22 protein-coding genes and 1 pseudogene are annotated in these 27,000 nt (G+C 69.9%); 13 read left to right on the plus strand and 10 right to left on the minus strand.

What is annotated here, in order from left to right; all coding sequences use genetic code 11:
- Positions 1 to 15: 15 nt before the first annotated feature.
- Together ABZ725_RS28595 and infA are read left to right on the plus strand one after the other, a co-directional pair.
- Positions 16 to 807, plus strand: coding sequence for a GNAT family N-acetyltransferase (locus tag ABZ725_RS28595; RefSeq protein WP_358805407.1), 792 nt, complete (start codon positions 16 to 18; stop codon positions 805 to 807).
- Complete coding sequence (infA, locus tag ABZ725_RS28600) at positions 804 to 1,028, plus strand: translation initiation factor IF-1 (protein ID WP_358805408.1); 225 nt, start codon at positions 804 to 806, stop codon at positions 1,026 to 1,028. Before ABZ725_RS28595 ends, infA begins: the two co-directional genes overlap by 4 nt.
- A 305-nt stretch (positions 1,029 to 1,333) precedes the next feature.
- Here infA and ABZ725_RS28605 read toward each other — a convergent pair whose 3' ends face one another.
- From ABZ725_RS28605 to ABZ725_RS28630, 6 genes and pseudogenes are all read right to left on the minus strand, one after another.
- Positions 1,334 to 2,308 (minus strand): pentapeptide repeat-containing protein, encoded by a 975-nt coding sequence (locus ABZ725_RS28605; protein ID WP_358805409.1) that lies wholly within the window; start codon positions 2,306 to 2,308, stop codon positions 1,334 to 1,336.
- A gap of 473 nt (positions 2,309 to 2,781) precedes the next feature.
- Positions 2,782 to 3,123 (minus strand): annotated as a pseudogene (locus ABZ725_RS28610) (transposase); the annotation flags it as partial.
- Positions 3,124 to 3,416: 293 nt separating this feature from the next.
- Positions 3,417 to 4,310 (minus strand): RNA polymerase sigma-70 factor, encoded by an 894-nt coding sequence (locus ABZ725_RS28615; protein WP_358805410.1) that lies wholly within the window; start codon positions 4,308 to 4,310, stop codon positions 3,417 to 3,419.
- Between the two features lie 72 nt (positions 4,311 to 4,382).
- Entirely contained in the window at positions 4,383 to 5,561 is a 1,179-nt protein-coding gene (locus ABZ725_RS28620; protein WP_358805411.1) for an FAD-dependent oxidoreductase, read from the minus strand.
- 272 nt (positions 5,562 to 5,833) lie between these two features.
- Positions 5,834 to 7,444: a VWA domain-containing protein gene (locus ABZ725_RS28625; protein WP_358805412.1), complete on the minus strand. Its 1,611-nt coding sequence runs from the start codon at positions 7,442 to 7,444 to the stop codon at positions 5,834 to 5,836.
- Positions 7,445 to 7,463: 19 nt separating this feature from the next.
- Positions 7,464 to 8,663 carry an AAA family ATPase gene (locus ABZ725_RS28630; protein WP_358805413.1) on the minus strand — a complete coding sequence of 400 codons (1,200 nt, stop codon included), beginning with the start codon at positions 8,661 to 8,663 and terminating at the stop codon, positions 7,464 to 7,466.
- Positions 8,664 to 9,323: 660 nt separating this feature from the next.
- On the opposite strand from ABZ725_RS28630, the gene ABZ725_RS28635 reads away from it, so the two are divergent.
- From ABZ725_RS28635 to ABZ725_RS28645, 3 genes are all read left to right on the plus strand, one after another.
- Positions 9,324 to 10,607 carry an Ig-like domain-containing protein gene (locus ABZ725_RS28635; RefSeq protein ID WP_358805414.1) on the plus strand — a complete coding sequence of 428 codons (1,284 nt, stop codon included), beginning with the start codon at positions 9,324 to 9,326 and terminating at the stop codon, positions 10,605 to 10,607.
- A 44-nt stretch (positions 10,608 to 10,651) separates the two neighbouring features.
- Complete coding sequence (locus ABZ725_RS28640) at positions 10,652 to 11,533, plus strand: L,D-transpeptidase family protein (RefSeq protein ID WP_358805635.1); 882 nt, start codon at positions 10,652 to 10,654, stop codon at positions 11,531 to 11,533.
- A gap of 61 nt (positions 11,534 to 11,594) precedes the next feature.
- Positions 11,595 to 14,990 carry a S8 family serine peptidase gene (locus ABZ725_RS28645; protein ID WP_358805415.1) on the plus strand — a complete coding sequence of 1,132 codons (3,396 nt, stop codon included), beginning with the start codon at positions 11,595 to 11,597 and terminating at the stop codon, positions 14,988 to 14,990.
- Between the two features lie 187 nt (positions 14,991 to 15,177).
- On the opposite strand, the gene ABZ725_RS28650 is transcribed toward ABZ725_RS28645, so the two are convergent.
- Positions 15,178 to 15,900 carry an alpha/beta hydrolase gene (locus ABZ725_RS28650; RefSeq protein WP_358805416.1) on the minus strand — a complete coding sequence of 241 codons (723 nt, stop codon included), beginning with the start codon at positions 15,898 to 15,900 and terminating at the stop codon, positions 15,178 to 15,180.
- A 409-nt stretch (positions 15,901 to 16,309) separates the two neighbouring features.
- Between ABZ725_RS28650 and glnT the strand changes: the two genes are divergently transcribed.
- The 6 genes from glnT to ABZ725_RS28680 are packed head-to-tail and all read left to right on the plus strand — an operon-like array spanning position 16,310 to position 22,283.
- Complete coding sequence (glnT, locus tag ABZ725_RS28655) at positions 16,310 to 17,635, plus strand: type III glutamate--ammonia ligase (protein ID WP_358805417.1); 1,326 nt, start codon at positions 16,310 to 16,312, stop codon at positions 17,633 to 17,635.
- A 39-nt stretch (positions 17,636 to 17,674) separates the two neighbouring features.
- Complete coding sequence (locus ABZ725_RS28660; RefSeq protein ID WP_358805418.1) at positions 17,675 to 18,532, plus strand: glutamine amidotransferase family protein; 858 nt, start codon at positions 17,675 to 17,677, stop codon at positions 18,530 to 18,532.
- On the plus strand, positions 18,520 to 19,194 hold the full coding sequence (locus ABZ725_RS28665; RefSeq protein WP_358805419.1) for a glutamate synthase: 675 nt from the start codon (positions 18,520 to 18,522) through the stop codon (positions 19,192 to 19,194). The genes ABZ725_RS28660 and ABZ725_RS28665 overlap by 13 nt, the downstream gene beginning before the upstream one ends.
- A 60-nt stretch (positions 19,195 to 19,254) precedes the next feature.
- Positions 19,255 to 20,574 carry an FMN-binding glutamate synthase family protein gene (locus tag ABZ725_RS28670; protein ID WP_358805420.1) on the plus strand — a complete coding sequence of 440 codons (1,320 nt, stop codon included), beginning with the start codon at positions 19,255 to 19,257 and terminating at the stop codon, positions 20,572 to 20,574.
- The gene (solA, locus tag ABZ725_RS28675) at positions 20,571 to 21,659 is read left to right on the plus strand and encodes an N-methyl-L-tryptophan oxidase (RefSeq protein WP_358805421.1); all 1,089 of its coding nucleotides are present in this window, start codon (positions 20,571 to 20,573) and stop codon (positions 21,657 to 21,659) included. The genes ABZ725_RS28670 and solA overlap by 4 nt, the downstream gene beginning before the upstream one ends.
- 9 nt (positions 21,660 to 21,668) lie before the next feature.
- Positions 21,669 to 22,283, plus strand: coding sequence for an XRE family transcriptional regulator (locus tag ABZ725_RS28680; protein WP_351919687.1), 615 nt, complete (start codon positions 21,669 to 21,671; stop codon positions 22,281 to 22,283).
- Between the two features lie 226 nt (positions 22,284 to 22,509).
- Here the strand turns inward: ABZ725_RS28680 and ABZ725_RS28685 are convergent, their stop codons facing one another.
- Positions 22,510 to 23,343, minus strand: coding sequence for an alpha/beta hydrolase (locus ABZ725_RS28685; protein ID WP_358805422.1), 834 nt, complete (start codon positions 23,341 to 23,343; stop codon positions 22,510 to 22,512).
- A gap of 123 nt (positions 23,344 to 23,466) precedes the next feature.
- Here ABZ725_RS28685 and ABZ725_RS28690 point away from each other — a divergent pair, with 123 nt between their 5' ends.
- Both ABZ725_RS28690 and ABZ725_RS28695 read left to right on the plus strand, forming a co-directional pair.
- A complete protein-coding gene (locus tag ABZ725_RS28690; RefSeq protein WP_358805423.1) occupies positions 23,467 to 23,952 on the plus strand; it encodes a helix-turn-helix domain-containing protein in 486 nt (161 codons plus the stop codon).
- Positions 23,953 to 24,308: 356 nt separating this feature from the next.
- Complete coding sequence (locus ABZ725_RS28695; RefSeq protein ID WP_358805424.1) at positions 24,309 to 25,499, plus strand: serine hydrolase domain-containing protein; 1,191 nt, start codon at positions 24,309 to 24,311, stop codon at positions 25,497 to 25,499.
- Between the two features lie 234 nt (positions 25,500 to 25,733).
- Here the strand turns inward: ABZ725_RS28695 and ABZ725_RS28700 are convergent, their stop codons facing one another.
- Positions 25,734 to 26,111 carry a DUF4259 domain-containing protein gene (locus ABZ725_RS28700; RefSeq protein WP_358805425.1) on the minus strand — a complete coding sequence of 126 codons (378 nt, stop codon included), beginning with the start codon at positions 26,109 to 26,111 and terminating at the stop codon, positions 25,734 to 25,736.
- Between the two features lie 270 nt (positions 26,112 to 26,381).
- Positions 26,382 to 26,987 carry an SMI1/KNR4 family protein gene (locus tag ABZ725_RS28705; RefSeq protein WP_358805426.1) on the minus strand — a complete coding sequence of 202 codons (606 nt, stop codon included), beginning with the start codon at positions 26,985 to 26,987 and terminating at the stop codon, positions 26,382 to 26,384.
- Positions 26,988 to 27,000: the final 13 nt, after the last annotated feature.

Here is a 27,000-nt window from a genome sequence, read left to right on the forward strand (position 1 = left end):
TGGAAGGGGACTCCGATGAACACGAAGCCTTTCACATCTGGCCTGAGCGAGAACGCGGTGATGATCACGCGCGTCGCGGACAGGCAATGGCATGCACTGGACGACGACCTGGTGGTCGGCCGCGGGCATGCGCAGCACCGGCCCGACGGGCGTTTGTTCGTCAGCATCGACGCCTGGCACGAGGCCGCCTTCGACCGGCTCGCCGAGGCGATGCTGGCGGAACTGCCGGCGCCGCTGTACACGGTCGTCGACGAAGCCGACGTCGAGCTGACGGCCGGCTGGCGGCGGGCCGGGTTCACGATCCGGCGCCGCGAGTGGGAGTACGTCGTGCCGACCGACCCGCGGGTCACAGGGCTCGACGCGCTCCTGCCGCCTTCGGGCGTGACGATCGTGCCCGCCGGTCAGGCGGACGAGAGTCTGCTGCGGGCGGTGGACCGCGCGATCCGTGACGAAGTCGAGGCGACCGTCGGGTGGCAGTCGATGCCCGCGGAGGTGATTCCCCGCCCCGAAGGCGACACCATCGTCGATCCGTCGAAGTATGCGGTGGCCGCGGCGCCGGACCGCTATCTGGGTCTGGTCCGGGTGGTGCGGGTGAAGCGGCCGCGCATCGGGCTGGTCGCGGTCCGGGCCGGCGAGCAGCGCCGCGGCATCGCGCGGGCGCTGCTGGCCCACACGCTGGGGACGCTGCACCGCTCCGGGCTCGCCGCGGCCTGGACCGAAGTCCACGAGTCCAACCAAGCAGCCTCGGCGCTGTTCGAGGGCATCGGTGCCCGGCCGATGAGCAGCAACCTGGAGCTGGTGCGATGACGAAGAACAGGAACGTCATCGAAGTCGAGGGCAAGGTCGTCGAGTGCCTGCGCAGCGCCATGTTCACCGTGGAGCTCGAGAACGGCCACCATGTGCTCGCGCACATCAGCGGGAAGATCCGCAAGAACTACATCAAGATCATGTTGGAGGACCGGGTGCTGCTGGAGCTCCCGCCGTATGACCTGACGCGCGGCCGGATCGTGTTCCGGTACCGGAACTAGCGGCGGTCGGCGCCCTCCGCGGTAGCTGATCCTGGGCCCCGGTCACGACGTCTCCGTGACCGGGGCCCTCATCATGGCTCGCACGGCCGCGGCGACCGCCGCTCCAGCCGCAGGCACAGCCGGTCCGGCATCGGCCGCAGGCCTGGAGGCTTCTCGGCCAGGGCGGTAGAAGCGGCGCGATCAGCGCCCACGGGCCATCGTCCACCATCCACTGACTGCCGTTGGCCGAGGCTCAGACCGATGCGTCGAAAGCCGAGCCCGACCTCAGACCCGCGTAACCCAACCAATGGGATCTCTGAATATCTCTAGCGACTCGATGACGGCAGCCCTCGGGCCCCTTCCGTCTTTGCTCCGTCTAGCGTCACTCCCCTGAGACGTGCGCCAGTGAAGTTCGCCTTCGTAAGGTTTGCGCCGGTTAGGTCAGCGTTGGTGAGGTCCGCGTTACTGAGATTTGCGCCGGTCAGATCCGCGTGGGTCAAGGATGCGCCGATCAGTTTCGTGTGTGCCAGGCTCGTGCCGCTCAGTTTGGCTCCACCCAAGTCCGCACCGGTTAGATCAGGGCAAAAGTGCAAATATGGCCCATTCTCAGTTAGTTGGTACCTGTCGGTGCCGCAGACAACGGTCTTGGTCAAGATGGCATTGTTCAAGTGCGCACCACCGAGATTCGTTCCCAACAGGGTTGCCTGCGTGAGGTTCGCGCCGAACAGCGACGCCAGGTTCAGGTCCGCATCAGACAGGTCCGCACCCCGGAGGTCCACCCCTGACAGGTCCGCTTCGCCGAGGTCTGCCCCTGTCAGGTTCGCTTGGCGGAGGTTGATGGTTCCGGTGCCCATGGACTTCAGCCCGCTCAGATCGGTGTGACTCAGATCGACCGTCGTCCCCTTGTCCAAGGCGGGTCGGCGGTGAGCCAATACGTTTATGACCGCCTGAATATCCGCATCTGGCGAGTGCTCTTCCGATGTGGCCTGTGACTTCTTGGCGTCATTGGCCGGAAGAGCGGCGTGCTGACGTACGTACGCGGACAGGACCGAAACGACCGTGGGATGGTCGCGCGTGGAATCCTGCATGATGCGCTGCAGGGCGTACATTCCCCCCAGGCGTACATCTATGGATTGCGACCCCAAGTTGTTGATCGCGGCGTTGTACCGGTTGGTGATCTGTCCCTGCTCACTGATTCGTAGTTCTGTACTGGCCTGCCCCACCTGCATCCAGGTGAACAACAGCGCGGTCAGCGCAGCGAACCCCGGCAAGCTCACCGCCACCAGTCCGACCAACTGCATGCGGTTGCCGCCCGTGGGACCATCCGCCGCGAAACGTCGGTTCCGTCGCCGCCGACGTCGCCCCGCGGCACGCCGATCTGAGATCCGCCGCAGCCGTCCGACGTCAAGGTTTCTGGTCACTTCCTCATGGCACGCCACAGGGTCGAAGCAGTTACGGCACCACGCCGCCAGGGCACACGAACGGGCGTCCACAAGCCGCAACGTGCCACAAAGCACGGACGTGCACCATCGACCGAACGGCAGTTGTAACGTGGCCCTGTCCGTTGGCAGCCCAGGGCCACAGTGCTACGGGGCGGGTTCGCAGGTCTGGGAAAGGCACAACGAAGGCAACGACACCCGGATCCGAGACCTTCCAGCCGAAAGTTCGGGACGAAGAAGTCGTGCCAGATGCGTGCCAGGTCGTGAGGGGAACCACGGGGAATGGCGGGGGAACAGCAAGTCGGTCCGTCAGGTCACACAGCCGCTTCGCCGCAGGCGATGCCGCGCCACTGCTTCAGCCGGTTGAAGCACCGCACCACCACGCTGCGCCGTTTGTAGATCTGCTGATCGAAGGCTGGGGGCCGACCGCCGCCGCTGCCACGCCGGAGGCGGTTGCGGACCTGGTCGGCCCGCACGGGGATCGTGTGCGGGATACCCCACCGGCGGAGCCAGGCACGGATCGCTTTCGCGCTGTAGCCCTTGTCGCCGATGACATGAGACGGCCTGGTCCGAGGCCGGCCCGGGCCGCCGATGCGAGGCACGCGGATCGCTTCCATCACCGTGGCGAACTGTGTGCAGTCGTTGGTGTTGTCGCCCGTGACCACCTGGGCGGGCGGCCGCGTCTTCGCGTGGGGCGGGACCCAGGAGCGGGCGCGCCCGTAGAACGGGGCGTGCTCGACATCGACGCGGTGCTGTTCGGAGACGGAGATCGGCCGAAGGGTCTTCTCTGCCAGGCCGATGCCGGGCCCTGCCTCAACTGGGATCGATTCGCCCGCCAGTGAAGGGTTCGGGGCGACTCGGCTTCGTCAAGGGCGCTTTCGGCGTCGTAGGCGACGGGCTGCGCTCGCCCTGGACAGCTCGTCTTGTCTTGGTCCAGGGGCCCGCCGGAACTGCTTCAGGATCGAACGCTTCACGGCAGCGCCAAGCCGTTGTCGGGGGTCAGGCCGCTGAGCTTTTCGGGGTTGACCTGGAAGCGCAGGTTCTGGATGCGGCCGTCGACGAGGTCGAACGAGAGGGCGCCGACCGTGTGTCCGCCGAGGGTGGCCAGGACGCCGAGCTCGCCGTTGATGACGGCCGGCTCCATGGTCAGGTCGGCCAGTTCGGGCTTGGCCAGGAAACCCACGAGCCAGCGTGCGACGCGGTCGGTGCCGTGGAGCGGGCGGCGGGCCGCGGTGACCTTGCCGCCGCCGTCGGACCAGGCGGTGACCTCGGGGGCGAGCAGCTCCATGACGGCGTTCAGGTCGCCACCAGCGCAGGCCTCCAAGAACTGGGCGGTGACCTGCCGTCGCTGGTTCTGGTCGGCGTCGAAGCGAGGGCGGCGGGCCTGGACGTGCTCGCGTGCGCGGTGGGCGATCTGGCGGACCGTCGGCTCGGGGCGCTCGAGGGTCTCGGCGATCTCGGCGTGCGAGTAGCCGAAGACCTCGCGGAGCAGGAAGACGGCGCGTTCGACGGGGCTGAGGGTTTCCAGGACGACCAGCATCGCGGTGGACACGCTTTCGGCCAGTTCGGTCTCCGCGGCGATGTCGGGGGAGGTCAGCAGGGGCTCGGGGAGCCACGGCCCGACGTAGGTCTCGCGGGTTGCCCGTGCGGAGGTGAGGCGGTTCAACGAGAGGTTGGTGACCGTGCGCACCAGGTAGGCCTTGGGGTGGCGGACCGTGTCGCGGTCCGCGGTGCGCCAGCGCAGCCAGGTGTCCTGCAGGACGTCCTCGGCGTCGGTGACGCTGCCCAGCATGCGGTAGGCGGTGGCGAACAGCAGCCTGCGGTGTTCGATGTACGGATCCTGCTCGTCCCTGGCGTCGACCATCGGATCATGCTGCCAGCGCCGTAGCCAGGGCGGCAAGGCCCGAGGACATGGCGCGGGGAGCCGATGCGCCCGTCATGCCGTGGGCTTGCGGGTCGCGCGGCCGCCCTTGGAGACGATGGTGGTGACGTTCATGCGCTTGCTGAACCGGTAGGTCGTGAGCGGGCTGCCGCTGACCGTCTCCTTGTACGCGACGGCGCTCCGGCCGGTGAGGTGCATGCGGCGGGGGGTTTCGTCGGCCTTGGTGAACTGGATGACGGCGTCACGGCGGCCGAGGCTGACCGGCTGGTGGAAGTAGCCGAAGCGGAACTGCTTGACGGCCTTGCCGCGCACGAGCCGCGCGATGGTGTCGGCGGTGTACTGGGCGGTGGGCAGGCCGCTCTGGCAGGTGCCGTGGATCTGTCCCCAGGCCAGCCGGACGGCGGCGGCGTCGCCGATGGCGTGGATCTCCGGGTGGGAGACCGAACGCAGGGTGGCGTCGACCAGGATGAGGCCGCGGTCGTCGGTGGCGATCCCGGCGTCGGCGGCGAGCGGCGACACCTTGACGCCGGTGGTCCACAGGCAGGCGTCGGAGTGGACGAGCCGGCCGTCGGCCAGTTCGACGGCGTCGGGCAGCACCTTGGTGACGCGGGCGCCGGTCTCAAGGGTGACGCCCAGGCGGTCAAGCGCGCCGTGGAGGTAGGCGCGGGCCTTGGCGCCCATCATGCCGCCGGGCTCGTCCAGGCTGATCAGCGTGACGTGCAGGCCGGGGTGGCTCTCGGCGATCTCGGTGGCCGCCTCGATGCCGGTCAGGCCGCCACCGCAGACGGTGACGGTGCCGCCGGACGCGGCGACCTCGGTGAGCCGCGCGGCGAACCGACCGGCGATCTCCGGGTTGTTGAGGGTGAACGCGTGGGCGTCGGCGCCGGGGACCTTGCCGGTGTCGGTCGAGCTGCCCAGCGCGTAGACGAGCGTGTCGTACCCGAGGGTCTCGGCGCCGTCGACGGTGATCTGCCGGGCCTCGGGGTCGATGGCGGTGGCGGTGCCCTGGACGAAGGTGACGCCGGTCCCGGCGAGCAGGTCGGGGATCTGATGGTCGGCCAACTCCTGCCCGGCGGCGATCTGGTGCATCCGCAGCCGCTCGACGAACCGGCTGGAGGGGTTGACCAGGGTGATCTTCACGCCGGTCCGACGAGTGCGGTGGGCCAGCCGGATGGCGCTGAACATGCCCGTGTAGCCGGCGCCGAGGACGACGATGCGGTGGCCGTTGTTCATGGGAACTCCCAAGGTCGAGCACCGACTTCGGTGTCGGTGACGCCCATGGGACAGGCAACCCGCACCGGACGTGACAGGTCGTTGATGTGAACCACGTCACAACAAATGCGCCGTTGATGTGCCGGCAAGAACCCGCCGGTTGCCTCCCTGTACCGGGCCCGGCCGAGGCAGAACAGGACGCCGAAGAGGACGGTCCCCGACTGCGGCCCAAGCCAGCACGTATCCGATGCCCCGACGGCCCTCACTGCGGCCGGCTGGGAGAGGAGGCCGGGTCAGATCACGCGGAAGAGGTCGGCCGCGGCGTGGACGTCGGTGAGGTCCTCGATGGAGCGGAGGTTGTCGCACAGCGCCTGAAGGACCGAGTCGGCTTCGGCGACGCGGGGGGTGCCGACGGCCACGCCGAAGACCCGGAAACCCAACCGGTGCTTGGCGTCGTTCCAGCCGCGCATCCACTCCTCGGTGACGCCGCAGTCGTCGTCGGTGATCATCACGATGTCGCCGCGCGCACGGGCGGTGTCGTTGAACTCCTCTTCCAACAACTCCCCGGCCGCCGACAGCGGCGTCTGGTAGCTGGTTCCGCCCCCGAGGAAGGTCTCCGCGAAGTCGAGCACCTGGGCGATCTCCGCAGGCTGGTCGGCAGGGAAGCGGAAGACCTGGATCTTGTCAGCAGCGGAGAACAGGATGCCGACGAAGTCACGCCCCGCGTGGCGGGCCTGATCCAGTAGCGCCAGGGCGCACGCCTTGGCCCACGCCTCCCGGGTGACGCCGCCGGGCCCTGCCTCGTACATGGAGTGCGAGGTGTCCACGCACGCGATGACGGCGCCCCGGCCGGTGGCCTGCTCTCCCTGGCTGTCGTAGAGCATCAGCTCCCCGGCGGCGTAGCGCGCGGCGAACACCGCACGCAGCGCGGGCAGGCCGAGGTTGGCCAGCTCGGAGGGGATGACGCGGGAGAGGTCGTCGCCGAGCGTGACGCCGACCAGTTCCCCGGCGGCGTTCTCCACCTTGCGGGCGCGCTCACCGCCGGCCATCTGCCGGAAGCGACCGATCAGCTCGGCCCACTGTGCGAGACGGCCGGAGCGCAGGCGCGCGGCGAGCCGGGCACGCTGGTCGAACGGCATCCGCTCCAGCCGGCCGGGAGCAACGCCCCACGCCCGCATCAGGGCGGCCTCCTCCCGCACGGCCTCGGCGGCCTTCGCCGCCGCGTTCCGCGCGGCGGCACGGACACCGGGGGTCGCTGCCGCGAGGGCCTGCGCGGCGTCCTGGGCGGCGTGCCGCGCAGCGGCCTTCGCGGCCTCGATCGTCTGTTGTACGGCGTCGGCGGCCGGGGCCGACACGGTGCCGTCCTCGTCGGAGGCCTGCTGAAGAGCCTCGCTCATGGCGGTCGCCGCGCCTTCGGCGTGCTGCTGTGCCTTCTTCGCCTGCTCGGCCCGTTGCCGGGCGTCCCGGGTGCGTTCCAGCATCCGGCGCAGTGCGGCGGCCTGGGCGAGCACGGCCATGGCGGCTGCGTAGGGGTCGCCGGCCGTCTCCCGGCGCAGCTCGGCGAACTCCGGTGACTCGACCAGTGAGGTGATGACCTGGTGGTTGACCAGCCGGGAGAGGTCCATTTCCTCGCGCTCGCGCAATCGCGGCCTGACCTTGTAGGCAGCCAGGAACACGTCGGTCAGGAGGTCGGTGGTGTAGTCGTCGCGTCTGTTCAACTCCTCGGCCAGATCGCGCAGTCCGGCCGACTGCTCGTAGGTGTCGCGCCATGTGATCCGGTCGAACCGGTCCGCGACCACGGCCGCAGTGTGCCGCTCGGGAGCGGCGGCGGACAGGCCCGGCCCAGTCCCGGCCGGGCTCGCCGGCTCGTCGATGCTGCGCGGTGTGCTGTCTGCCGTGCCCATGGTTCTGATCCCCCGGTGTTCAGAGTTGGGCCTGCACCATGCTCGCGTCGACGCCGAGGGCCTCGGTGAGAACGCGGGCGCGGACGGCTCGCTGGCGGCCGGTGATTCGGTCAATGGCAGCCGTGGAGCGGCCGGCGCTCGCCGCCTCCTGGCGCAGCTTCTCCAGCCGCTTCCCCGCTGTGGCCAGCTGGTTGTGGGCCTTCTTGATGACCCACTCGCTCAGCGCCTCGCGGGACTGCCCGGCCATGGCATCGAGCTGGGCCTCCAGCTCCTCGATGGCGTCGGCCAGGTCGAGCGCCTCCTTGGCGTCCGGGTTGACCAGGTGCAGCACCTCACGCTCGACGGTCGGGCGTTCGGCGGGGGAGTCCCACAGCACGTGCGTCAGCACCGACAGGTCGGTCTCGGCGACCGCCGGCCGGCCGTCCAGGTACGCGGACGCCTGGAGCAGGCCCACCGCCTGCCGCCAGCGGCGGTCGGAGGCGACGAGTTCCTTGCGGCGCAGGGCGGCCCGCAGCGTACACACCGCATCCACGATCAGGTCGGGGACTTCCACGGCCGGGACGGCTTCGGTCACGGCGTGCTGCAACGCGGCCAGCTCGATGGTGGTCCGTGTCGGCGCCGCCGGGCGGCTGACGGCGGACCGGACCAGCGCGGCGAAGTTCGAGGGGTCTTCCAGGTACCCGACCTCGATCCGTACGAGCAGCCGGTCGTAGATCGCGGCCGAATCCTCTCCGCCGGGTAGTTCGTTGCTCGCCGTGATGGCCCCGATCAGAGGGCAGCGGATCGGCTCGCCGCCGCTCTCGGGGTGGTAGATCCGCTCGTTGAGGTAGCCCAATGTCTCGTTCAGCGCAGCCGTGGAGCACTTGAAGATCTCGTCGATGAACGCGACATGCGCGGTCGTGGCGCGGCCTTCGTAGACCTGGCGGTACTCGCCCCGGGCCAGCGCGGCGACGTCGATGGGACCGAACATCCTCGTCGGCGCGGTGAACTTCGACAGGAGGATCTCCCAGTAGGCCGCCCCCTCGATTCTGCCCGTGAGCTCCCGGGCCATCTCGGACTTCGCCGTTCCGGGCGGGCCGAGCACCAACGAATGCTGCCCGGCCAGCAGCGTCACTACCAGCGTCCGCACCACTTCAGCCCGCTCGTAGAAACGGTCCGACAACTCGTCGCTGATCGCCCGCAGCCTCTTGGCCGTGTCCTGCGCGTCCTGTAGGTCCAATTCAACTCCTTTCCTGCGACGCCCTGTTGGGCTGACGAGACGGCCCTCTCACCCCAGCTATGACGAAGTGACAAAGTAGCTCCCCGAGGGTCCGATCGAACACCGCGACAGCGGGATGGCAGGCAGTAGCAGTGGCAGTGTGATGAGGCCGAGTTACTTCCGGGCCGCGCGAGTGATCGCGTCCGGAAGGGCGAGCACCAGTTGGACGCCGGGGGCCTGGCGGTGGACGGCGGTGATCAGGGCCGGGTGCAGACCCAAGTCAGGCAGACTGGAGCGATGCGGAGCGAGAGCGTCGTCAGGGTCCAGGCAGTGCGGCTCGCCGTGACGGTCGGGGCAGTCGTTGCCGCTCCAGTCCTGCTCGTGGCTGGGACTCCTTTGCTCAACCGCATGTTGCGTCGCTATTACCGCGACGATGCTCCGGGCCTCGTGAGCAAGGAGGACGGTTGGGTGAGCCCGGGATACTTCGTCGTCACAAACGCGGTTGTTCGAGCCCTCTGCCGGCCGCCACGCCGTCACCGGTGACCTCTTGCCGTACCAGGAATACGCGCACACGCCGCTGACCCTAGGGGTGCTGAGGCGGCGTCAGCACGGAGCAGGGCCCTCGTGCGGTTCATCCCACACCCTGACAACTTCCTGATATCCGCGCTCCACGCTGGCCCCATGCACGATGGATCATCCACACATCACACATGCCCGGCCCCGGCAGCGGCGTTCGCGCCGCGCTCGGGCCGCACCCTCCCGTCCCGGTCCGTCCTGGCGCTGCTGTCGGTTTCGGTGTGCCTGCTGGTCGGCTGCAGCACCGGGGCGTCGGACGCGAAGGACCCCATCGGGGACCCGGCGAAGACACCGGTGCAGGCCGCCGGGGCGGCGACGGGGCCCCGGCTGGAACTGCATGCAGGCGACGGGCAGGAGCATGTCCCGGTCACGGTCGGCGGCCGGGTCACGGTCGCAGGGGGCACGATCACCGAGGTGTCCCTGTCCACCGCGGACGGCCGGGCGGTGTCGGGCGAACGGTCCCCGGACAAGAAGAGCTGGGCTCCCTCGGGTGAACTGAAGCACGGGACGACCTACCGGTTGACCGCCGTGGCCACCGGTGCCGACGGCCACCGCACGACCAAGGCCGTGACGTTCAAGACCCTTGCCGAGGCCGACCGGTTCACCGGCACCTACACCCCGGAGAACGGCTCCACGGTCGGTGTGGGCATGCCGGTCTCGATCACCTTCGACAAACCGATCACGGACAAGAAGGCCGTCGAGTCCGCCGTCGAGGTCAGTGCCGACAGCGGACAGACCGTCGTGGGCCACTGGTTCGGCGGGCAGCGCCTCGACTTCCGTCCGCAGGACTACTGGAAGCCCAACTCCACGGTCACCGTCAGGATCCGCCTCGCCGGAGTGAAGGGAGCCGCCGACGCGTACGGCGAACAGGACAAGACCCTCCGGTTCAAGGTCGGGCGCAGTCAGGTGTCCACCGTGGACGCCGCCGCGCACACCATGAAGGTCGTCCGGGACGGCACCACCGTGCGGAACATACCGATCACCGCGGGCGCCGCCTCGTCGCCCACCTGGAACGGGCAGATGGTCATCTCCGAGAAGCTGAGCTCGACGCGGATGAACGGCGCCACGGTCGGTTTCGCCGGGCAGTACGACATCCCCGACGTCCCGCACGCCATGCGGCTGTCCACCTCGGGCACCTTCGTCCACGGCAACTACTGGGGGGACGACTCCGTCTTCGGCCGGTCCAACATCAGCCACGGCTGTGTGGGGCTCAACGACACCAAGGGCGGGGGCGACTCCGGCCAGGACGCCGCCTGGTTCTACGACAACTCCCTCATCGGCGACGTGGTCGTGGTGAAGAACTCCGACGACAAGGTGATCGCCGCCGACAACGGACTCAACGGCTGGAACATGCCGTGGAGCGAGTGGACGGCGGGTTCGGCGCGATGAGGCACCCTGCGAAACACCGCGTGAAGCACCCCGCGAAGCACCTCGTGCAGCATCCGGTGAAGCCCCCGGTGTGGCACCTCTTCTCCTCCGCGGGCTCCCGTCTGCCGGTTCCCGCCGCGGTCTTGGCCCTGGCCATCACCCTGGCGGGTTGCGGCGGCCCCGGCACCGGGACGGCGGCGAGCGTCCCCTCGGCCGCCGCCGGTGCGCAGGACGTCCAGGCTGTCGCGCCCGCCACGGCGCCCGCCACGGCTCCCGCCGGATCCGGGCCGAGCGCGGCCGGTGAAACCGGCGAAGCGGGCGCGGCCGCCGAAGCCGCGGACCCGGGCGCTTCCGCGGCGGCCGTCCTGCCGGGCCTCGGCCCCCGGACCCTCGCCCAGATCCCCGACAACACCCGGCAGGTCGTCGTCGTCACCGGGAAGGACAAGAACTCCCCGCAGTCGCAGGTGGTGCTGTACCAGCGCACCGACGACAGCGGCTGGACCGCCGGGCGGACCTGGGCCGCCCACAACGCGCTCGAGGGCTGGACCGACGACCACTACGCGGGCGACCTGCACTCGCCCATCGGTGTGTTCACCCTCAGCGACGCAGGCGGACTGCTCGCCGACCCGGGCACGAAGCTGCCCTACGACCGGTCCCGGGCCTTCACCGTCGGCGGCACCGGGTTCGAGGGCGAGCCGCTCGCCGGCTCCTTCGACTACGTGGTCGCGATCGACTACAACCGCAAGCCGGGCACCTCCCCGCTCGACTGGACCCGCCCGCTCGGCACGGGTCGCGGCGGCGGCATCTGGCTGCACGTCGACCACGGGGGACCCACCCACGGCTGCGTGAGCCTGACGAAGCAGCACATGAAGGAGCTGCTGCTCGCACTCGACCCCGCGCTGCACCCGGTGGTCGTGATGGGGGACCGCACGTCCCTCGAACGGTGACGACCAATATCCCGAACGAACAAGCACCAACGAACGAGCACGAACCGAGAGGAAATCTCAGGTGGAGTTAGGCGCGAGACGAAAAGGCGCGATGGTCGCGGCGGCGGGGCTGGCCACCACCGCCCTGCTGCTGACCGCCCTTCCTGGCGAGGTCGCCCAGGGGGCCCCGGCCGGTACATCGGGCACCGGGAGTTCCCAGCCCGGTCCGCTGAAGACGGTGACGCTGGTCACCGGTGACCGGGTCATGGTGGACGGTGCCGGAAGGGTCACCGGCGTGGTGCGGGCGGAGGGCCGGGAGCGGGTGCCGTTCTCCGTCCAGGTGGTCGACGGACACACCCAGGTGGTGCCCGGTGATGCCGAACTGCTGCTGGCGCAGGGCAAGTTGGACGCCCGGCTGTTCGACGTGACCCAGTTGGTCGCCGACGGCTACGACGACGCGGGCCGTACCGACGTACCGCTGATCGTCACGTTCAAGGGCAAGAAGGCTCCTTCGATGACCCCGTTCACCGGGGCCGGGGCCCGGCTGGGCCGTGCGCTGCCCGCCGTCAACGGGAAGGCGATGCGGTCCGTCAAGAAGCGCGGCACCGACTTCTGGGACGCCGTGACCGATACCGGCGCCGACGCGTTCACCGCCTCGACCGCGGTGGAGAAGGTGTGGCTGGACGGCAGGCGCAAGGCGAGCCTCGACAAGAGCGTCCCGCAGATCGGCGCGCCGACCGCCTGGGCCGCCGGGTACGACGGCACCGGCGTCAAGATCGCCGTGCTGGACACCGGGATCGACACGACCCACCCCGATCTCGCGAGCCAGGTCGTCGCCGAGCAGGACTTCACCGCTTCCGAGTCCGGCACCGCCGACAAGTTCGGCCACGGTACGCACGTGGCGTCCATCACGGCCGGGACGGGCGCCAAGTCCGGCGGCACGTACAAGGGTGTCGCCCCCGGCGCGAAGCTCCTGAACGGCAAGATCCTCGACGACGGCGGCTGGGGCTCGGACTCCGGGATCATCGCGGGCATGGAGTGGGCGGTGGCGCAGGGCGCCGACGTCGTCAACCTCAGTCTCGGCGGCACGGACTCCCCCGGCATCGACCCGTTGGAGGAGACGGTCAACCGGCTCTCCGCCGAGTCCGACACGCTCTTCGTCATCGCGGCCGGCAACGAGGGTACCGAGGGCGAGTTCGGCGAGGGGACCGTCGGCTCGCCCGGCAGCGCCGAGGCCGCGCTCACCGTCGGCGCGGTCGACAAGTCCGACGCGCTCGGCGACTTCTCCAGCCGTGGCCCGCGCGTCGGGGACGGCGGGGTCAAGCCCGACCTGACCGCACCCGGCGTCGCCATCACGGCCGCCGCGGCCGCCGGCAGCGTCCTGGAGCGCGCCAAACCGTCCCCGGCACCCGGTTACACCACGATCGGCGGCACCTCCATGGCGACCCCGCATGTCGCGGGCGCCGCCGCGATCCTCGCCCAGCAGCACCCCGACTGGACCGGCGAGCGCATCAAGGCGGTACTCACGGGCTCCGCCGAGCCGGGCGCGTACAGCTCCTTCCAGCAGGGCACCGGCCGTACGGATCTGGTGCGGGCGCTGGAGCAGGGTGTCATCACCCAGCAGGGGCCGATCAACTTCGGCGCGCAGCAGTGGCCGCACAACGACGACGAACCGGTGACCAAACAGCTCACCTACGAGAATTTCGGTACGGAGCCGGTCACCCTGGACCTCTCCGTCGATGCCTTCTCGGTGGACGGCAAGTCGGCCGCCGAGGGCATGTTCGCCGTGTCCCCGCAGCGGGTCACCGTCCCGGTGGGCGGCGAGGCCAGTGTCGACGTGACCGCGGACACCCGTTCCGGCAGCGCCGACGGCACGTTCGGCGGCTCGGTGTCGGCCGTCTCGGCCGATGACAAGGTGGCGGTGCGCACCGCCGTGGGGGTGCAGCGCGAGGTCGAGTCGTTCGACCTGACGTTGAGGCACCTCGACGAGAACGGCGAGCCGACCAGCGACGCCGTCACCACCGTGCAGGCCCTCGACAGGGACTTCTACACCCGCTACAGCGACGAGGCGGACGGCGAACTCACGGTACGGCTGCCCAAGGGCGACTACGGCCTCACCGGTGTGATCCACCCCGACTTCACGTCCTCCACCCAGGCCGTACTGATGCAGCCGAAGCTGACCCTGGACCGGGACACCACCGTCACCGTCGACGCCCGGCAGGCACAGCCGTTGGACATCACCGTGCCCGACCCAGCGGCCGAGAACACCGAGGCCACAGTCGCGTACCGCTACACACAGGCCGCGGGGATGCCCACGAACACGAACGGGTACTGGCTCCCGACCTTCCAGGGCATGCGGTTCGGGCAACTCGGCCCCGAGGTGTCCGCCGACGCCGCGTTCGCCCAGTACTCCGGTGACTGGACGACCCAGGACGACGAGGGCAGGCCGGTCACCTACCACCTTTCCTGGGTCCGCCGCGGCGACCTGGGCGGCTTCGCCGCCAAGGTGGAGCAGAAGCAGCTTGCCAAGGTCGACTTCCAGGCAGGCGCACCCGCCGCGGGCAAGGACGTCCAGGTGGCTGTCAGTCCCCATATGCCCGATGGGGACCTCTTCGGCCGCTACAGCCTGCTGACGGGGAAGCTGCCGCTGCGCACGACCGAATACATCCTCGACAACGGCGTCAGGTGGTCCTTCGACATGCAGCAGAGCAGCGGCGAGGGCGAGTTCGAGTACTTGCTCCACGGGGCGCCCAGGACCTGGCAGGCCGGCCAGAGCTACACCGAGCGGTTCAACGTCGGCGTCTTCGGTCCGGCCTTGGGCGGCACCGCGGACTCCGCGGGCTCCGTGGTGACGGGGAAACCCGGTGTCGAGCGGTCCGGGAATGTCATCACGGCCTTTCTGCCGCTGTTCGGCGACGGCGCCGGGCACTACGACAGCGGCGGTGGACCCGCCTCGGCCGAGAGCTCGCTCCAGCTGGACGGCGAGGAGATCCCCCTCAGCTCCTCCCCGGCCGACAGCGTCACCGAGTTCACCGTTCCCGAACGGGCGGGCGCGTACAGGCTGACCCTGGACAACTCCCGTGATCCGGGACTGTCGCCGGTCAGCACCCGCGTCAGGGCGGAGTGGACCTTCCGCTCCGCCAAGACCCCCGAGGACGAGCCGACCGCACTGCCGCTGTCGGTGGTCCGTTTCTCGCCCGAACTGTCCCTGGACAGCACGGCGAAGGCGGGCGAGCGGTTCGACGTCCCGTTCGCCGTCGAGGGCGCGTCCGCCGGCCGGCAGCCCGCGAAGCTCGCCTTCGAGGTCTCCTACGACGAAGGCGCCACCTGGCAGTCCGCCGAGGCCGTCGACGGCACCCACCTGTCGCTGCAGCACCCGGCCGAGCCCGGCTCCGTCTCCCTGCGGGCCGAGCTGACCGACGACTCGGGCAACACCCTGGTCCAGACGATCGAGCGCGCCTACCTCACCACCCGGTGATCTGACGCGGTACCTCTCAACCGGTCTCGCCCGGGGCGGTGTTCGACCACCGCCCCGGGCGAGTTCGTCTCACCGGCTTCCTACGCCACGCAGGCCACTGCCTCCGCCGCGGTCGCCGGAGCGGCACAGCGGCCGCTCGTCCCGCAGCTCGCCCGCGCGCCCACTGTGCCGGCCTGGCGGTCCGGCCCTACTTCAGGTGTCGGCCGAAGAACCGGCTCGCGTCCTCCCCCTCGAACCACGGGGTGCCGGTGTGCCCGCCCAGATTGGCGTGCAACGTCTTCTCCTTGGTGCCGAAGGCGTCGAACAGGTCCAGGGCCCGCTGCCGGGGGTTCCCTTCGTCGTCCCACTGCAGCAGCATCAGCAGCGGAACGGCGACCTGCTGGGCCTCCTCGCGCTGGGCGCGGGGCACGAATCCCCCGGCGAAGAAACCGGCGGCGGCGATGCGCGGCTCGACCACCGCGAGCCGGATGCCGAGGGCCATCCACCCCGAGTACCCGACCGGGCCGCCGATCTCGGGCAGCGCAAGGAGGGCGTCCAGGGTGGTCCGCCATTCCGGGACCGCGTTTTCGACCAGCGGGCCGACGAGGGACTCGAAGATCTCGTCGACCGGCTCGCCGGCCTGCATCGCCCGGCGGAGGTCGGCGCGGGCCTGCTCGTCGGCGGCGGAACGGGGCCGCTCACCGCACCCGGCGGCGTCGATGGTGGCCACCGCGTAGCCGTACGCCGCGGTGTGCCGGCCCCGGGCCACCAGCCGGGCTTGGCTCTTGGGCAGGCCGTTGTTGTGGGCCATCAGGATCAGCGGGGCCGGCGCGGGGGATTCAGGCGTCCACAGCGTGCCGGGGATCTCGCCGAGGGTGAATTCGCGCTCGAGGACGCCGTCGTCGAGGCGGTGTTCAGAAGTGAATTGCACGATCGTGCCTTTCGGGAGGGCTCTTGAACGGCGCTCCCGGACGACCTATCGCCCGACCGTGACCCCGGAGGGGAGCACCCATGTCGACACTGTGTTCACGGGTACCACCTCCTAGCTCTCTCGCACGGCCTCCGGAAAGCTAACAGTGGTCGCCGTGGTCCGCCAACGGGTTTTTTGCTTGTCCTCGTGCGGCAGGCTGTCGTCGATCCAGAAGCTGTGCTCGTCGACAGAGCCCCCAGTTCCAGAGCCCCCAGTTCCAGAGCGCCCGGACGGCCGGCACGGGTGGCTTACGGGACCCACCGGGGAGGCTTACCGGGAGCTTCCACGTCGGAAATTTCCTCGTAACGCCAACCGGGTCTACTGGTATGCAACAACGATTCACCACAGTGGACACCCTAAGGAGGGGCCCATGGTGACCGCCGCCCCCGATCGCGCCGATCTCGCCGAACTGGTCCGTGCCGACGGCATCGAGTTCGTCCTCGCCGTCTTCGTCGACCTGACCGGCAAACCCTGCGCCAAACTCGTCCCGGCCCAGGCCGTCGAGGAACTCCGGGACGAGGGCGTCGGGTTCGCCGGGTACGCGGCCGGTGCGCTCGGTCAGCAGCCCAGCGACCCCGATGTGATCGCCCGCCCCGACGCGTCCTCGTACACCCCCGTCCCCTTCGTCAAGCCCGGCCTCGCCCTCGTCCACTGCGATCCGTACGTGGAGGGCGAGCCCTGGCCCTACGCCCCGCGCGTCATCCTGCGCCGGCTGCTGGAGCGGGCGGCTGCTCAGGGGCTGTCGCTGTCGGTGGGCGCCGAGGTCGAGTACTTCCTCGTCAACCGGGACGAGCACGGCGTGCTGAGCGTCGCCGACTCCAGGGACACCGCCGCCCAACCCTGTTACGACGCACGCGGGTTGACCCGGATGTACGACCACCTCACCGCCGTCTCCAGTGCCATGAACTCCCTCGGCTGGGGCAACTACGCCAACGACCACGAGGACGGCAACGGCCAGTTCGAGCAGAACTTCAAGCACGCCGACGCCCTCACCACCGCCGACCGGGTCATCACCATGCGCTACCTGGTGTCGATGCTGGCCGAACAGCGGGGCATGACGGCCACGTTCATGCCGAAGCCGTTCACCGACCGCACCGGCACCGGCATGCACATGCACATGTCGCTCTGGCGGGGTGACCAACCCGCCTTCCCCGACGCCGCCGACGAGCGCGGCCTCGGACTCTCCCCGCTCGCCTACTCCTTCGTCGCCGGGATCGTCGAGCACGCGCGTGCCCTTCAGGCCGTCATCGCGCCCACCGTCAACTCCTACAAGCGCACCGGCGCGGTCAACACCCGCTCCGGCGCCACCTGGTCCCCGCGCGTCGCCGGGTACGGCGGCAACGACCGCACCCACTTCGTCCGCGTCCCCGACGGCAACCGCATCGAACTGCGCGGCGGAGACGGCGCCGCCAACCCCTACCTCGCCGCTGCCGCCGCCCTCGCCGCAGGCCTCGACGGCATCGAACGCGGCCTCGACCCGGGCGAGCCCGGCGCGGCCGGCAAGGGCCCGGAACTCCCGCCGACCCTGCTGCACGCCGTCGAGGCGCTCCAGGCGGACGAGGTGATCAGCGGCGCGCTGGACGCGGCGGGGAGCGGGGTGAGCCGGTACTTCGCCGACCTCAAGCGCGAGGAGTTCTTCGACTGGCATGCCACGGTCGGCCCCTGGGAGCTCGACCGCTATCTGACCGCATTCTGACCGCCTTCCGCATTTGGCCGCCTTCTGAAGGGACTTGAGATGTGCGGAATCGTCGGGCTCCACCTGCGGGAGCCCTCATTGGAACCCCGGCTCGGCGAACTGCTGACCGCGATGCTCGGCCAGGTCGTCGAACGCGGCCCCGACTCGGCGGGCGTCGCGGTCTACGGCGACCCACGGCTGTCCCCGCCGGGACGGACCGTCGTATCGCTGCTGGGCACCTCGAAGGCCGAGGTGGAAGCTGTACTGCCAGGCGTCCAGGCCTACGATGCCGACGCCACGACCGTGGTGCACGCCGACGTCCCCTCGGTCGCCGCCGCGCTTCCCGGCGCCAGGGTGATCGGCTCCGGCGACGGATTCGCCGTACTCAAGGGCACCGGAAATCCCGTCGCGCTGGCCGAGTTCTTCAGGCTCGCCGACGTCACCGGCTGGCAGGGCGTCGGCCACACCCGTATGGCCACCGAGTCGGCCGTGACGCCGGAGGGTGCGCACCCGTTCTCCGTCGGCCCCGGCCAGTGCCTGGTGCACAACGGCTCCTTCGCCAACCACGCCACCATCCGGCGTGAACTGCGCGCCCAGGGCGTCGAGTTCGACAGCGAGAACGACTCCGAGGTGGGTGCGCGGTTCGTCGCCCGTCAGTTGGAACAGGGCGCCGACCTGGAGAAGGCGCTGAAGCTGCTGTGCGAACGCTTCGACGGCTTCTACACGCTGCTGGTGTCCACCGGGGACTCCTTCGCGGTGGTCCGCGACGCCATCGCCTGCAAGCCGGCGCTCGTCGCCGAGACCGACGCGTGGGTGGCGATGGCCTCCGAGTACCGGGCCCTCGACGTCCTGCCGGGCATCGAGAACGCCCGCATCTTCGAACCGGAGCCGGAAGAGGTGTACGTATGGCGACGCTGATCGACCTGGCGGAGACGCCGGTACGGGAGCTCAACCAGGCTCTGCACGCCCCCGACGCGACGTCCTGGCGGGTCCTCAACCCGCGCGGTGCGCACGCCGTGGCCTGCGGGATCCGCGAGGACCACACCGTCGACATCGAGGGCCACGTCGGCTACTACTGCGCCGGCATGAACCAGTACGCCACGGTGACTGTGCACGGCAACGCGGGTACCGGCGTCGCCGAGAACATGATGTCCGGCACGGTCCGGGTGCACGGCAACGCCTCCCAGTCCGCCGGCGCCACCGCCCACGGTGGCCTGCTGGTGATCGACGGGGACGCCTCGGCGCGCTGCGGGATCTCCATGAAGGGCGTGGACATCGTGGTCGGCGGCAACGTCGGCCACATGAGCGCCTTCATGGGACAGGCCGGACGCCTGGTCGTCTGCGGCGACGCGGGCGACGCCCTCGGCGACTCCCTCTACGAGGCCCGGATCTACGTCCGTGGCACGGTCAAGTCCCTCGGCGCAGACTGCGTGGAGAAGGAAATGCGCGCCGAACACCTCGCCGAACTCGCCGAGTTGCTCAAGGCGGCCGAGCGGGACGAGGCCCCCGCCGACTTCCGCCGCTATGGCTCGGCCCGGCAGCTGTACCACTTCAAGGTCGACAACACGACCTCGTACTAGACCTAGACCTCGAACTAGACCTAGACCTCGTACCAGACCTCTTACCGGAGGAGTTCAGCCTTGGAACCCGCATCCCACGGTCTGCGCGAGTCGGCGACCTTCGACCGCGCCACCATCCACGCCATCCAGCGCGCCGCCGAGACCGGCATCTACGACATCCGGGGCTGGGGCGCCAAGCGCAAGCTCCCGCACTTCGACGATCTGCTGCTGCTCGGCGCCTCCATGTCCCGCTACCCGCTCGAGGGTTACCGCGAGCGCTGCGACACGGACGTCGTCCTCGGCACCCGGCACGCCAAGAACCCCCTCCGTCTCGCCACCCCCGTCACCATCGCCGGCATGAGCTTCGGGGCCCTCTCCGCGCAGGCGAAGGAAGCCCTCGGCCGGGGAGCGTCCGACGTCGGGACCTCGACGACCACCGGTGACGGCGGTATGACCCCCGAGGAGCGCGGGCACTCCAAGCACCTCGTCCACCAGTACCTGCCGTCCCGCTACGGCATGAACCCCGACGACCTGCGCGCCGCCGACGCCATCGAAGTGGTCCTCGGCCAGGGCGCCAAACCCGGCGGCGGAGGCATGCTGCTCGGCCAGAAGATCACCGAACGGGTCGCCGGCATGCGCACCCTGCCCGTCGGCATCGACCAGCGCAGCGCCTGCCGCCACCCCGACTGGACCGGCCCCGACGACCTCGCCATCAAGATCCTCGAACTGCGCGAGATCACCGACTGGGAGAAGCCGATCTACGTCAAGGTCGGCGCGACGCGTACGTACTACGACGTCAAGCTGGCCGTGCACGCGGGCGCCGATGTCGTGGTCGTCGACGGCATGCAGGGCGGCACCGCCGCCACCCAGGACGTCTTCATCGAGCACGTCGGCATCCCGACTCTGGCCGCCCTGCCCCAGGCGGTGCGTGCCCTGCAGGAGCTGGGCGTCCACCGAGAGGTCCAGCTGATCGTCTCCGGCGGCATCCGTTCCGGCGCCGACATGGCCAAGGCCCTCGCCTTGGGCGCGGACGCCGTCGCCATCGGCACCGCCGCGCTCATCGCACTCGGCGACAACCACCCCAAGTACGACGCCGAGTACCGCGAACTCGGCTCCGCGGCGGGCTACTTCGACGACTACCAGGACGGCCGCGACCCGGCCGGCATCTCCACCCAGGACGAGGAACTCGCCGCCCGCCTCGACCCCGTCGAGGGCGGCCGCCGGCTCGCGAACTACCTCCGGGTCATGACCATGGAGGCCCAGACCCTCGCCCGCGCCTGCGGCAAGGCCCACCTCCTCCACCTGGAACCCGAGGACCTGGTCGCCCTCACCATCGAGTCCGCGGCCATGGCCCGCGTCCCCCTCGCCGGTACCGACTGGATCCCTGGGAGCGGGCTGTGATCGCCGTCGTCGGCGCCGGGCTCATGGGCGCGGCCACCGCCTGGCAGCTTGCCCGGAAGGGCCACGAGGTCACGTTGATCGAGGCATACGACATCGGCCACAAGCACGGCAGTTCGCACGGCAGCTCACGCATCGTCCGGCGGGCTTACGCCGACCCCTTCTACGTCGGGCTGACCGGGCAGGCGTACGAGCAGTGGCGCGAACTGGAACACGACAGCTCCACTCCCTTGCTGCGCACGACAGGCGGCCTCGACATGGGCGACGATCGCGACCCGAAGGCGATCGCCGACCTGCTTGCCGCGGCCGGCGTACCCCACGAACTCCTCGGCCCGGAAGAGGCCTCGGAGCGCTGGCCGTACATCCGCATCACCGGTCCGGTGCTGTACCACCCGGACGCGGGCGTGGTCGACGCCGACCAGACCGTTGCGGCCTGCGTCCGGCGGGCGATCGAACACGGCGCGGACGCGATCATCGGCGCGCGTGTCACGAGCATCGACGTCCAGGGCGGCGGGAGGGTGCTCCTGCGCACCGACGACGGCCGCGAGATCGTCGCCGACACGGTGGTGATCGCCGCCGGCGCCTGGCTGCCGGAGCTCCGACTTCCCGTCCCGCTGACGCCGTTGGAGGTGACCCAGCAGCAGGTCTTCCACTTCCGGCAGCGGGACCCGTCCGCGAAGTGGCCGACCCTGATCTGGGACGGGGCACTGCACCTGTACGGCCTGCCTTCGGGCAGCGACGGCGGCCTGTTCCCCGCCGTCAAGGTCGCCGAGCACGATCGTGGCACGCCCACCACCGCTCGCACCCGCGACGGGGTCGTCGACGAGTCGTCGCGGACGCGGGTCAGCGGCTTCGTACGGGACCGCCTCCCGGGTCTCGAACCCGACCCGGTGGCCGACGCGAGCTGCCTCTACACCACCACCCCCGACGAGGACTTCATCCTCGACCGCCACGGCCCCTTCGTCATCGCCTCCGCGTGCAGCGGCCATGGCGCCAAGTTCGCCCCGCTCATCGGGGCCATGGCCGCTGACCTCGCCACCGGCCGCGCCGAGCCCCATCCGCGCTTCCGCCTGGACCGCCGGGGCTAGAATTCGCCGGTGAGCGAGCACCCCAGCCCCGCAGAGGACTCCGACGACAAGGCCCTGGAGCGCATCATCGCGGTCCGGGCCCGCGAGTACCGGCAGGCGGCCGGGCTCTCGGTCGGTGAGATGGCCCAGCGGGTCGGCATCTCCAAGGCCATGCTCTCGAAGATCGAGAACGCCCAGACCGCATGCAGCCTCACCACTCTCTCCCGGCTCGCCCGCGGTCTGGACGTTCCGGTGACGGCCCTCTTCCGTGGCATGGACGACGAACGCGAGGCGGTCTTCGTCCCCGCCGGCCACGGCGCCCGGATCGTCCGGCGCGGCACCAGGGTCGGCCACGAGTACGCCCAGCTCGGCTCGCTGCGGGGCGCCCACAAGCGGATGGACGCCCTGCTGGTCACGCTGACCGAGCAGAGCGAGGTCTTCCCGCTCTTCCAGCACGCCGGAACCGAGATCATCTACATGCTGGAAGGAGTCATGGCGTACGGCCACGGCAAGTCCAGCTACACCCTCCGGCCCGGCGACGCCCTCCAGTTCGACGGCGAAGCGCCGCACGGCCCTGAACGCCTCGTCGAACTGCCGATCCGCTTCCTGACCGTGACGGCCTTCGGCGACAGCCCGCAGCACTGAACCCCGGCCCTGACCAGCCACGGAGCCGCCTCTACCCGCCGGCCTTCCGGCCACCTCTCCGGTGTGGTGGCGATCAGGTGCTTCGTGAGCCGGTCGGCGGGCAGTTCGACGGGCTTGCGGGTGTCGGCGAGGATGGGCTGCCTGGCTGGGGCGGCTGCCAATGGCTCCATCAGGGCGACTCCAACCGGCCCCGGTTCGGGGATGATTCGTGAGGATCCGGCCAGTGTCATCCCGTGGTGTTCAGGATCTCCCTGATGCGTGCGGCGTATGCCCGTGGGTGGCTGGTGTTTCCGTTGTGTCCGCCGGGCAGCTCCTGCAGTTCGCGGTCGAGGAGTGCGGCCAGGGCTGTCGCGGCCCGGTAGTCGAAGACGGTCCGCGGAGTGGTTCGCCCGGCGGCGGGCACGATGTGCGTGCTGACGTCCTTGAGCGCGGCGATGTCGAGGGTGTCGTGGACGACCGCGGTGAAGTCGTGCCGGATGAAGTAGTCGAAGTTGGCGGCGCGCTGGGGGTTCATCGGCTGGGGCGTCAGATCGGGTTCCGTGTCCGTGGCGGCGGGGTCGATGCCCAGGGTCCTGGCGATCTCCGGGAGCGCGGCGGCCAGGCCCTCTCGGAGGTAGAGGTCCTGCAGGGCGCCGAGTTCGCGCTCGTGGCGGGCGCGTTCGTCGTCGGGCAGCAGGCGTGGGGCGACGGGCTCGTGGGCGATGAGGGTGCGGATCTGTTCGGGGTGCCGCACTGCGGCGTGCATGCCGATGACGGCTCCGAGGCTGCAGCCGAGCATGAGGGCGGGGGTGTCGGTGAGAGCGGCCAGTAGGCGGTGGACGTCGTCGGCGTGCTCGGCCAGTGTTGCGCCTCGTTCGGGGGCGTCGGCTCGGCTGCGGGACAGTCCGCGGCGGTCGTAGGTGAGCACGGTGTAGGAATCGGTGAGGTGGGGGACGAGGTCGGTGGTGCGGTCGGCGTCGCCCTCTCCGCTCTGCGAGATGAGCAGCAGCGGGCCGGTGCCGCGGACCTGGTAGTGCAGGACTGCGCCGGGAACGGTGAGCGTGCCGGTGGCCTTGGGCATGGTGGTCCCCCTTGCGAGCGGCGGTCCTTCCGCCGTCCTTCGACCAACCTAATCCATCGAACTGGATACATCAATCTCGATGAATCTAGTTCGATGAATCTGGTTCGATGTATATTGAGCGGTGTGAACGGAGTCGAGCTGTTCCTGCTGGGACGCGCCCTGATGAAGATCGGCGAGGAGGCCCTGCCGGAGCCTCCGGGCGGCGCCGGCCGCTATGCCGGCAGCGCCCGGCTGGTGTTGATCGTGGCCAGTGACATCGCCGCTCATCCCGACACCGCCGTCGGTGAGATCGCCGTCCGTACCGGCCTGCCGCAGAGCCAGGTGTCCTCGGCCGTCGCCCGGCTCAAGGAAGCCGGATCGGTGCAGACGGCGCCGGATCCCGCCGACCGGCGCCGCGTGCTGGTGCGTCAGGCCGCCGAGGTGTCCGAGCGAGTGGCACAGGTCCGGGCCGCCGGCATCGAGGATGCTCTTGCCAAGGCACTTGGATCCGATGACCCGCGCCGGCTGAGGGAGATCTCGGAGGCGTTGGACGTACTCGCCCGGAACCTCCTGCCGCAAACGGGGGTCCCGGAGTCCCGCCGTGCAGACATCGCCCCGTCGTCAGAGTAAGGCCGTTACCTCGTTCCGTTGTTTCTTGTTCAGGCGAGATCACTTCGCCTCGGCCTCGCCACCACCCCTGAATACCCCCGAACGCCCCTCCGGATCGGCGGGCCAGTTGGAGTCGCGTCGGTGGAGCCCATGGCAGCCGCCGCTCTGGCCAGCCGTCGGGATGGTCGAAGAGGGCACCATTCGCGAACACGTGCTGAAGGCGGGGGACTGGCCGGGTCGGTGTCCGGAGCGGAACGGAGGCGGCGACCCGACCACCCATGCCCGACTGGGCTGTTTGCAGCAACAGGAAGCGGCGCCGGTATCCGCGGCCGGTGAAGCTGGACCTGCACTGCCGTCGCCCATCTTCAGGAGCCTCGATGCCTCTGCGCCCCGCACGACCTCTTCGTGCCGTCCCGCGATCACGCCTGGGGCCCGTGTTCGTCATCGCGGCCGCCTCTTTGGCGGTACTGGTACCGGCCACCGCGGGCACCGCCGCCGGGTCGGCGGACGACCGTACGCTGCAGCGTCAGATCGAGCGGCTCGTGAGTGAGCCGGGCGGTCCGCCTGGAATCATCGCCGTGCTGCGCGACGGCCGACAGACCCGCGTGTTGCGGGCCGGTGTCGCCGACTTGGCAACGGGCAGCCTGCCGCATGTGAAGGACCATATGCGGATCGCGAGCACGGCCAAGGCCTTCAGCGGAGCGGTGGCACTGTCCCTCGTCGACCGCGGCGCACTGGGTCTGGACGACACCCTGCGCGAGCGCCTCCCGCAGCTCCCGGACGCCTGGGGCCAGGTGACGCTGCGGCAGCTGCTGAACCACACCAGCGGCCTGCCGGACTACTCGCAGGCCCCCGCGTTCACCGCGGTGGTCGCGGCTGACCCGCGCCACCACTTCGACTCCCGCCACCTGCTCGACTACGTGGCCGACGAGCCCCTGCGGTTCAGTCCGGGCAGCCGGTACGAGTACTCCAACTCCGACAACATCGCCGTCGCCCTGATGGCCGAAGCAGTCACCGGTACCCCGTACGAACAACTCCTGCGGCGACTGGTCTACCGGCCGCTGGAGCTGCGTGACACCAGCCTCCCGCAGGGTTACCGCATGCCCGAGCCCTACCTGCACGGGTACGACATGAGTGACCCCGCGTCCCCGCAGGACGTCAGCGAGCTCGTCAGTGCCTCCGGTGCATGGGCATCCGGGGGCATCATCTCCACTCCGGTCGACATGACCCGTTTCATCCGCGGCTACGCCTCAGGCGCGCTCTACGGCAAGGGCGTCGTCTGGGAGCAGCGCCGGTGGATCGCGGGTGCGTCCGTACCCGCCGGTCCGGGACGCAACACCGCGGGGCTGGGCATCTTCCGCTACACGACACGGTGCGGCGTCGTGCTGGGCCACACCGGCAACTTCCCGGGCTACACACAACTCGTGGCCGCCACTCCCGACGGCCGGCGCTCACTGACGTTCTCGGTCACGAGCCAGATCAACGGGACCAACGATCCCGCGCGGCTCGAGCAGCTGCGCGCCGTCCAGGAAGACTTCGTCTGCGCGCTGCTGCGCGACGGGCGGTGAGCGTACGGCGTTGTCACCCATGGCCGGCTCTCGTAGGCGCGTTCGGCGAGGACGGCGACGTTCCCTGACGCTCGCGGACTGTATCGGGCCTCCGAAGCACCACGGATGCGCGTCTTAAGGGGGTGAACGGCGGTGCGGCCGTCTCCGGATACGGCGACGGCCCGCCAGGGGCTGGTGACAGAGCCGGGCTGTAGGTGTCCTGTACGTCGTCCGAGTGTCTGTTCGGGGGCGGCGTCAGTTCGAGTCCTCCTTCCTCCTGAGCTGGGCCAGCTCGTCGAAGGTACGGATCAGGACTGCGCGTCGCTCGTCCTTGTACTCCGGGGAGGCCTCCAACGCGTCGATGGAGCTTTCCCACACCGCCAGGTACGCCTCCTTCCACCCTTCGACCGTCTCCGCCTCGGGCAGCGAGGTCCCCACGTAGCCCTGGCGGGCCAGGAGGCTCAGTAGCTCCAGGTTGGCCGGCACCGCAACTCCCCAGTACTCGTCGGGCTCGATCTCGACCGGGTCGCCGGTCATCGCGTCCGCGACCTCGGTGATGAGCCGGTCTGTGAGGATCGACAGGTGGTCTGCGGCCGTGTCGTTGTCGAAGTTGCCAGTGCCCCAGTCGCCCACGGGGTCTCCTCTGCTCGCCGGGTCGGTAGAGCAAGAGTTGTAGCAGCGTGTACTGACAACCGGGCCGCACCCGCCGCTACGGCAGGCAGGGATGCCCAGAACGACGGCGTCATGTCGGTGCCGTGGCGGGAGCGCAGCAGTAGGCGACCGTCGTGGTGGCGGGCGAGCGGGGCACGGTGGCCGTCCTTCTCCGGACCTCGCCTTGTCTCATGAGGCAAGGGCGCTGGGAGGATCTCGGTTCCGAGTCCTGTCGCCTCAACGCTGTGCGGCTTACGACCGCAGAGTTCTGCGAGCCCTGGCCCGGGGGCCCCAGGGGGCGCTTGCGACGGTCGCCGGGGAGGTGAGTCCCAGAGCGTCGTTGTCCTTGCCGTCCCGCATGTGGTCCAACCAGCGTTCGTACCAGGAGAGGAAGTCCTGGGCCGAGGAGACGTTCGGGGACCAGAAGCCGTCCGCGTTACCGGTGAGCATGCGGCCGGTGAGAGGGCCGGTCACGCCGATGAGGCACAGGTCGGTGCAGCCCATCTCGATGATGTGGAGGAACAGGTCTCCTTGCAGCGCGTCCGGGTGGTCCACGTGATGGAATCCCCGCGGGGTGCCGTCCGGCGGCTGCCGGTCCATGGTGAACAGCCTGCACTTCTCCAGCGGAAGCAGACCGTAGAAGGGGCCGGCACCGCTGCCCCCAAGTTCGACGAGGAACCTTCGGTAGGCCGACGGCAACTCGATGTGGTGTTCGCCCTCGAAGACGTTCGCCTGCGCGGAACTGATGCGCGGGCCAACGCGAAACGCGTGACGCTCGGCGCCCATCGAGTGGCTGCGCTGCGCCTGGTACGGGACCTTCGCGAGCTTGGAGCGTATGCGCGATATGCGGGAGTCCATCGGAGGATCTCTT

The organism is Streptomyces sp. NPDC006872 (genome assembly GCF_040635845.1).
GTDB lineage: Bacteria > Actinomycetota > Actinomycetes > Streptomycetales > Streptomycetaceae > Streptomyces.

Coding starts and splice junctions, on each gene's coding strand:
- infA (WP_358805408.1), top strand. CDS start 804: ATGACGAAGAACAGGAACGTCATCGAAGTCGAGGGCAAGGTCGTCGAG.
- ABZ725_RS28685 (WP_358805422.1), bottom strand. CDS start 23,343: ATGCCCAAGGCCACCGGCACGCTCACCGTTCCCGGCGCAGTCCTGCAC.
- ABZ725_RS28665 (WP_358805419.1), top strand. CDS start 18,520: ATGGCGACGCTGATCGACCTGGCGGAGACGCCGGTACGGGAGCTCAAC.
- glnT (WP_358805417.1), top strand. CDS start 16,310: ATGGTGACCGCCGCCCCCGATCGCGCCGATCTCGCCGAACTGGTCCGT.
- ABZ725_RS28620 (WP_358805411.1), bottom strand. CDS start 5,561: ATGAACAACGGCCACCGCATCGTCGTCCTCGGCGCCGGCTACACGGGC.
- ABZ725_RS28695 (WP_358805424.1), top strand. CDS start 24,309: ATGCCTCTGCGCCCCGCACGACCTCTTCGTGCCGTCCCGCGATCACGC.
- ABZ725_RS28660 (WP_358805418.1), top strand. CDS start 17,675: ATGTGCGGAATCGTCGGGCTCCACCTGCGGGAGCCCTCATTGGAACCC.
- ABZ725_RS28615 (WP_358805410.1), bottom strand. CDS start 4,310: ATGGTCGACGCCAGGGACGAGCAGGATCCGTACATCGAACACCGCAGG.
- ABZ725_RS28595 (WP_358805407.1), top strand. CDS start 16: ATGAACACGAAGCCTTTCACATCTGGCCTGAGCGAGAACGCGGTGATG.
- ABZ725_RS28605 (WP_358805409.1), bottom strand. CDS start 2,308: ATGCAGTTGGTCGGACTGGTGGCGGTGAGCTTGCCGGGGTTCGCTGCG.
- ABZ725_RS28705 (WP_358805426.1), bottom strand. CDS start 26,987: ATGGACTCCCGCATATCGCGCATACGCTCCAAGCTCGCGAAGGTCCCG.
- ABZ725_RS28635 (WP_358805414.1), top strand. CDS start 9,324: ATGCACGATGGATCATCCACACATCACACATGCCCGGCCCCGGCAGCG.
- ABZ725_RS28625 (WP_358805412.1), bottom strand. CDS start 7,444: ATGGGCACGGCAGACAGCACACCGCGCAGCATCGACGAGCCGGCGAGC.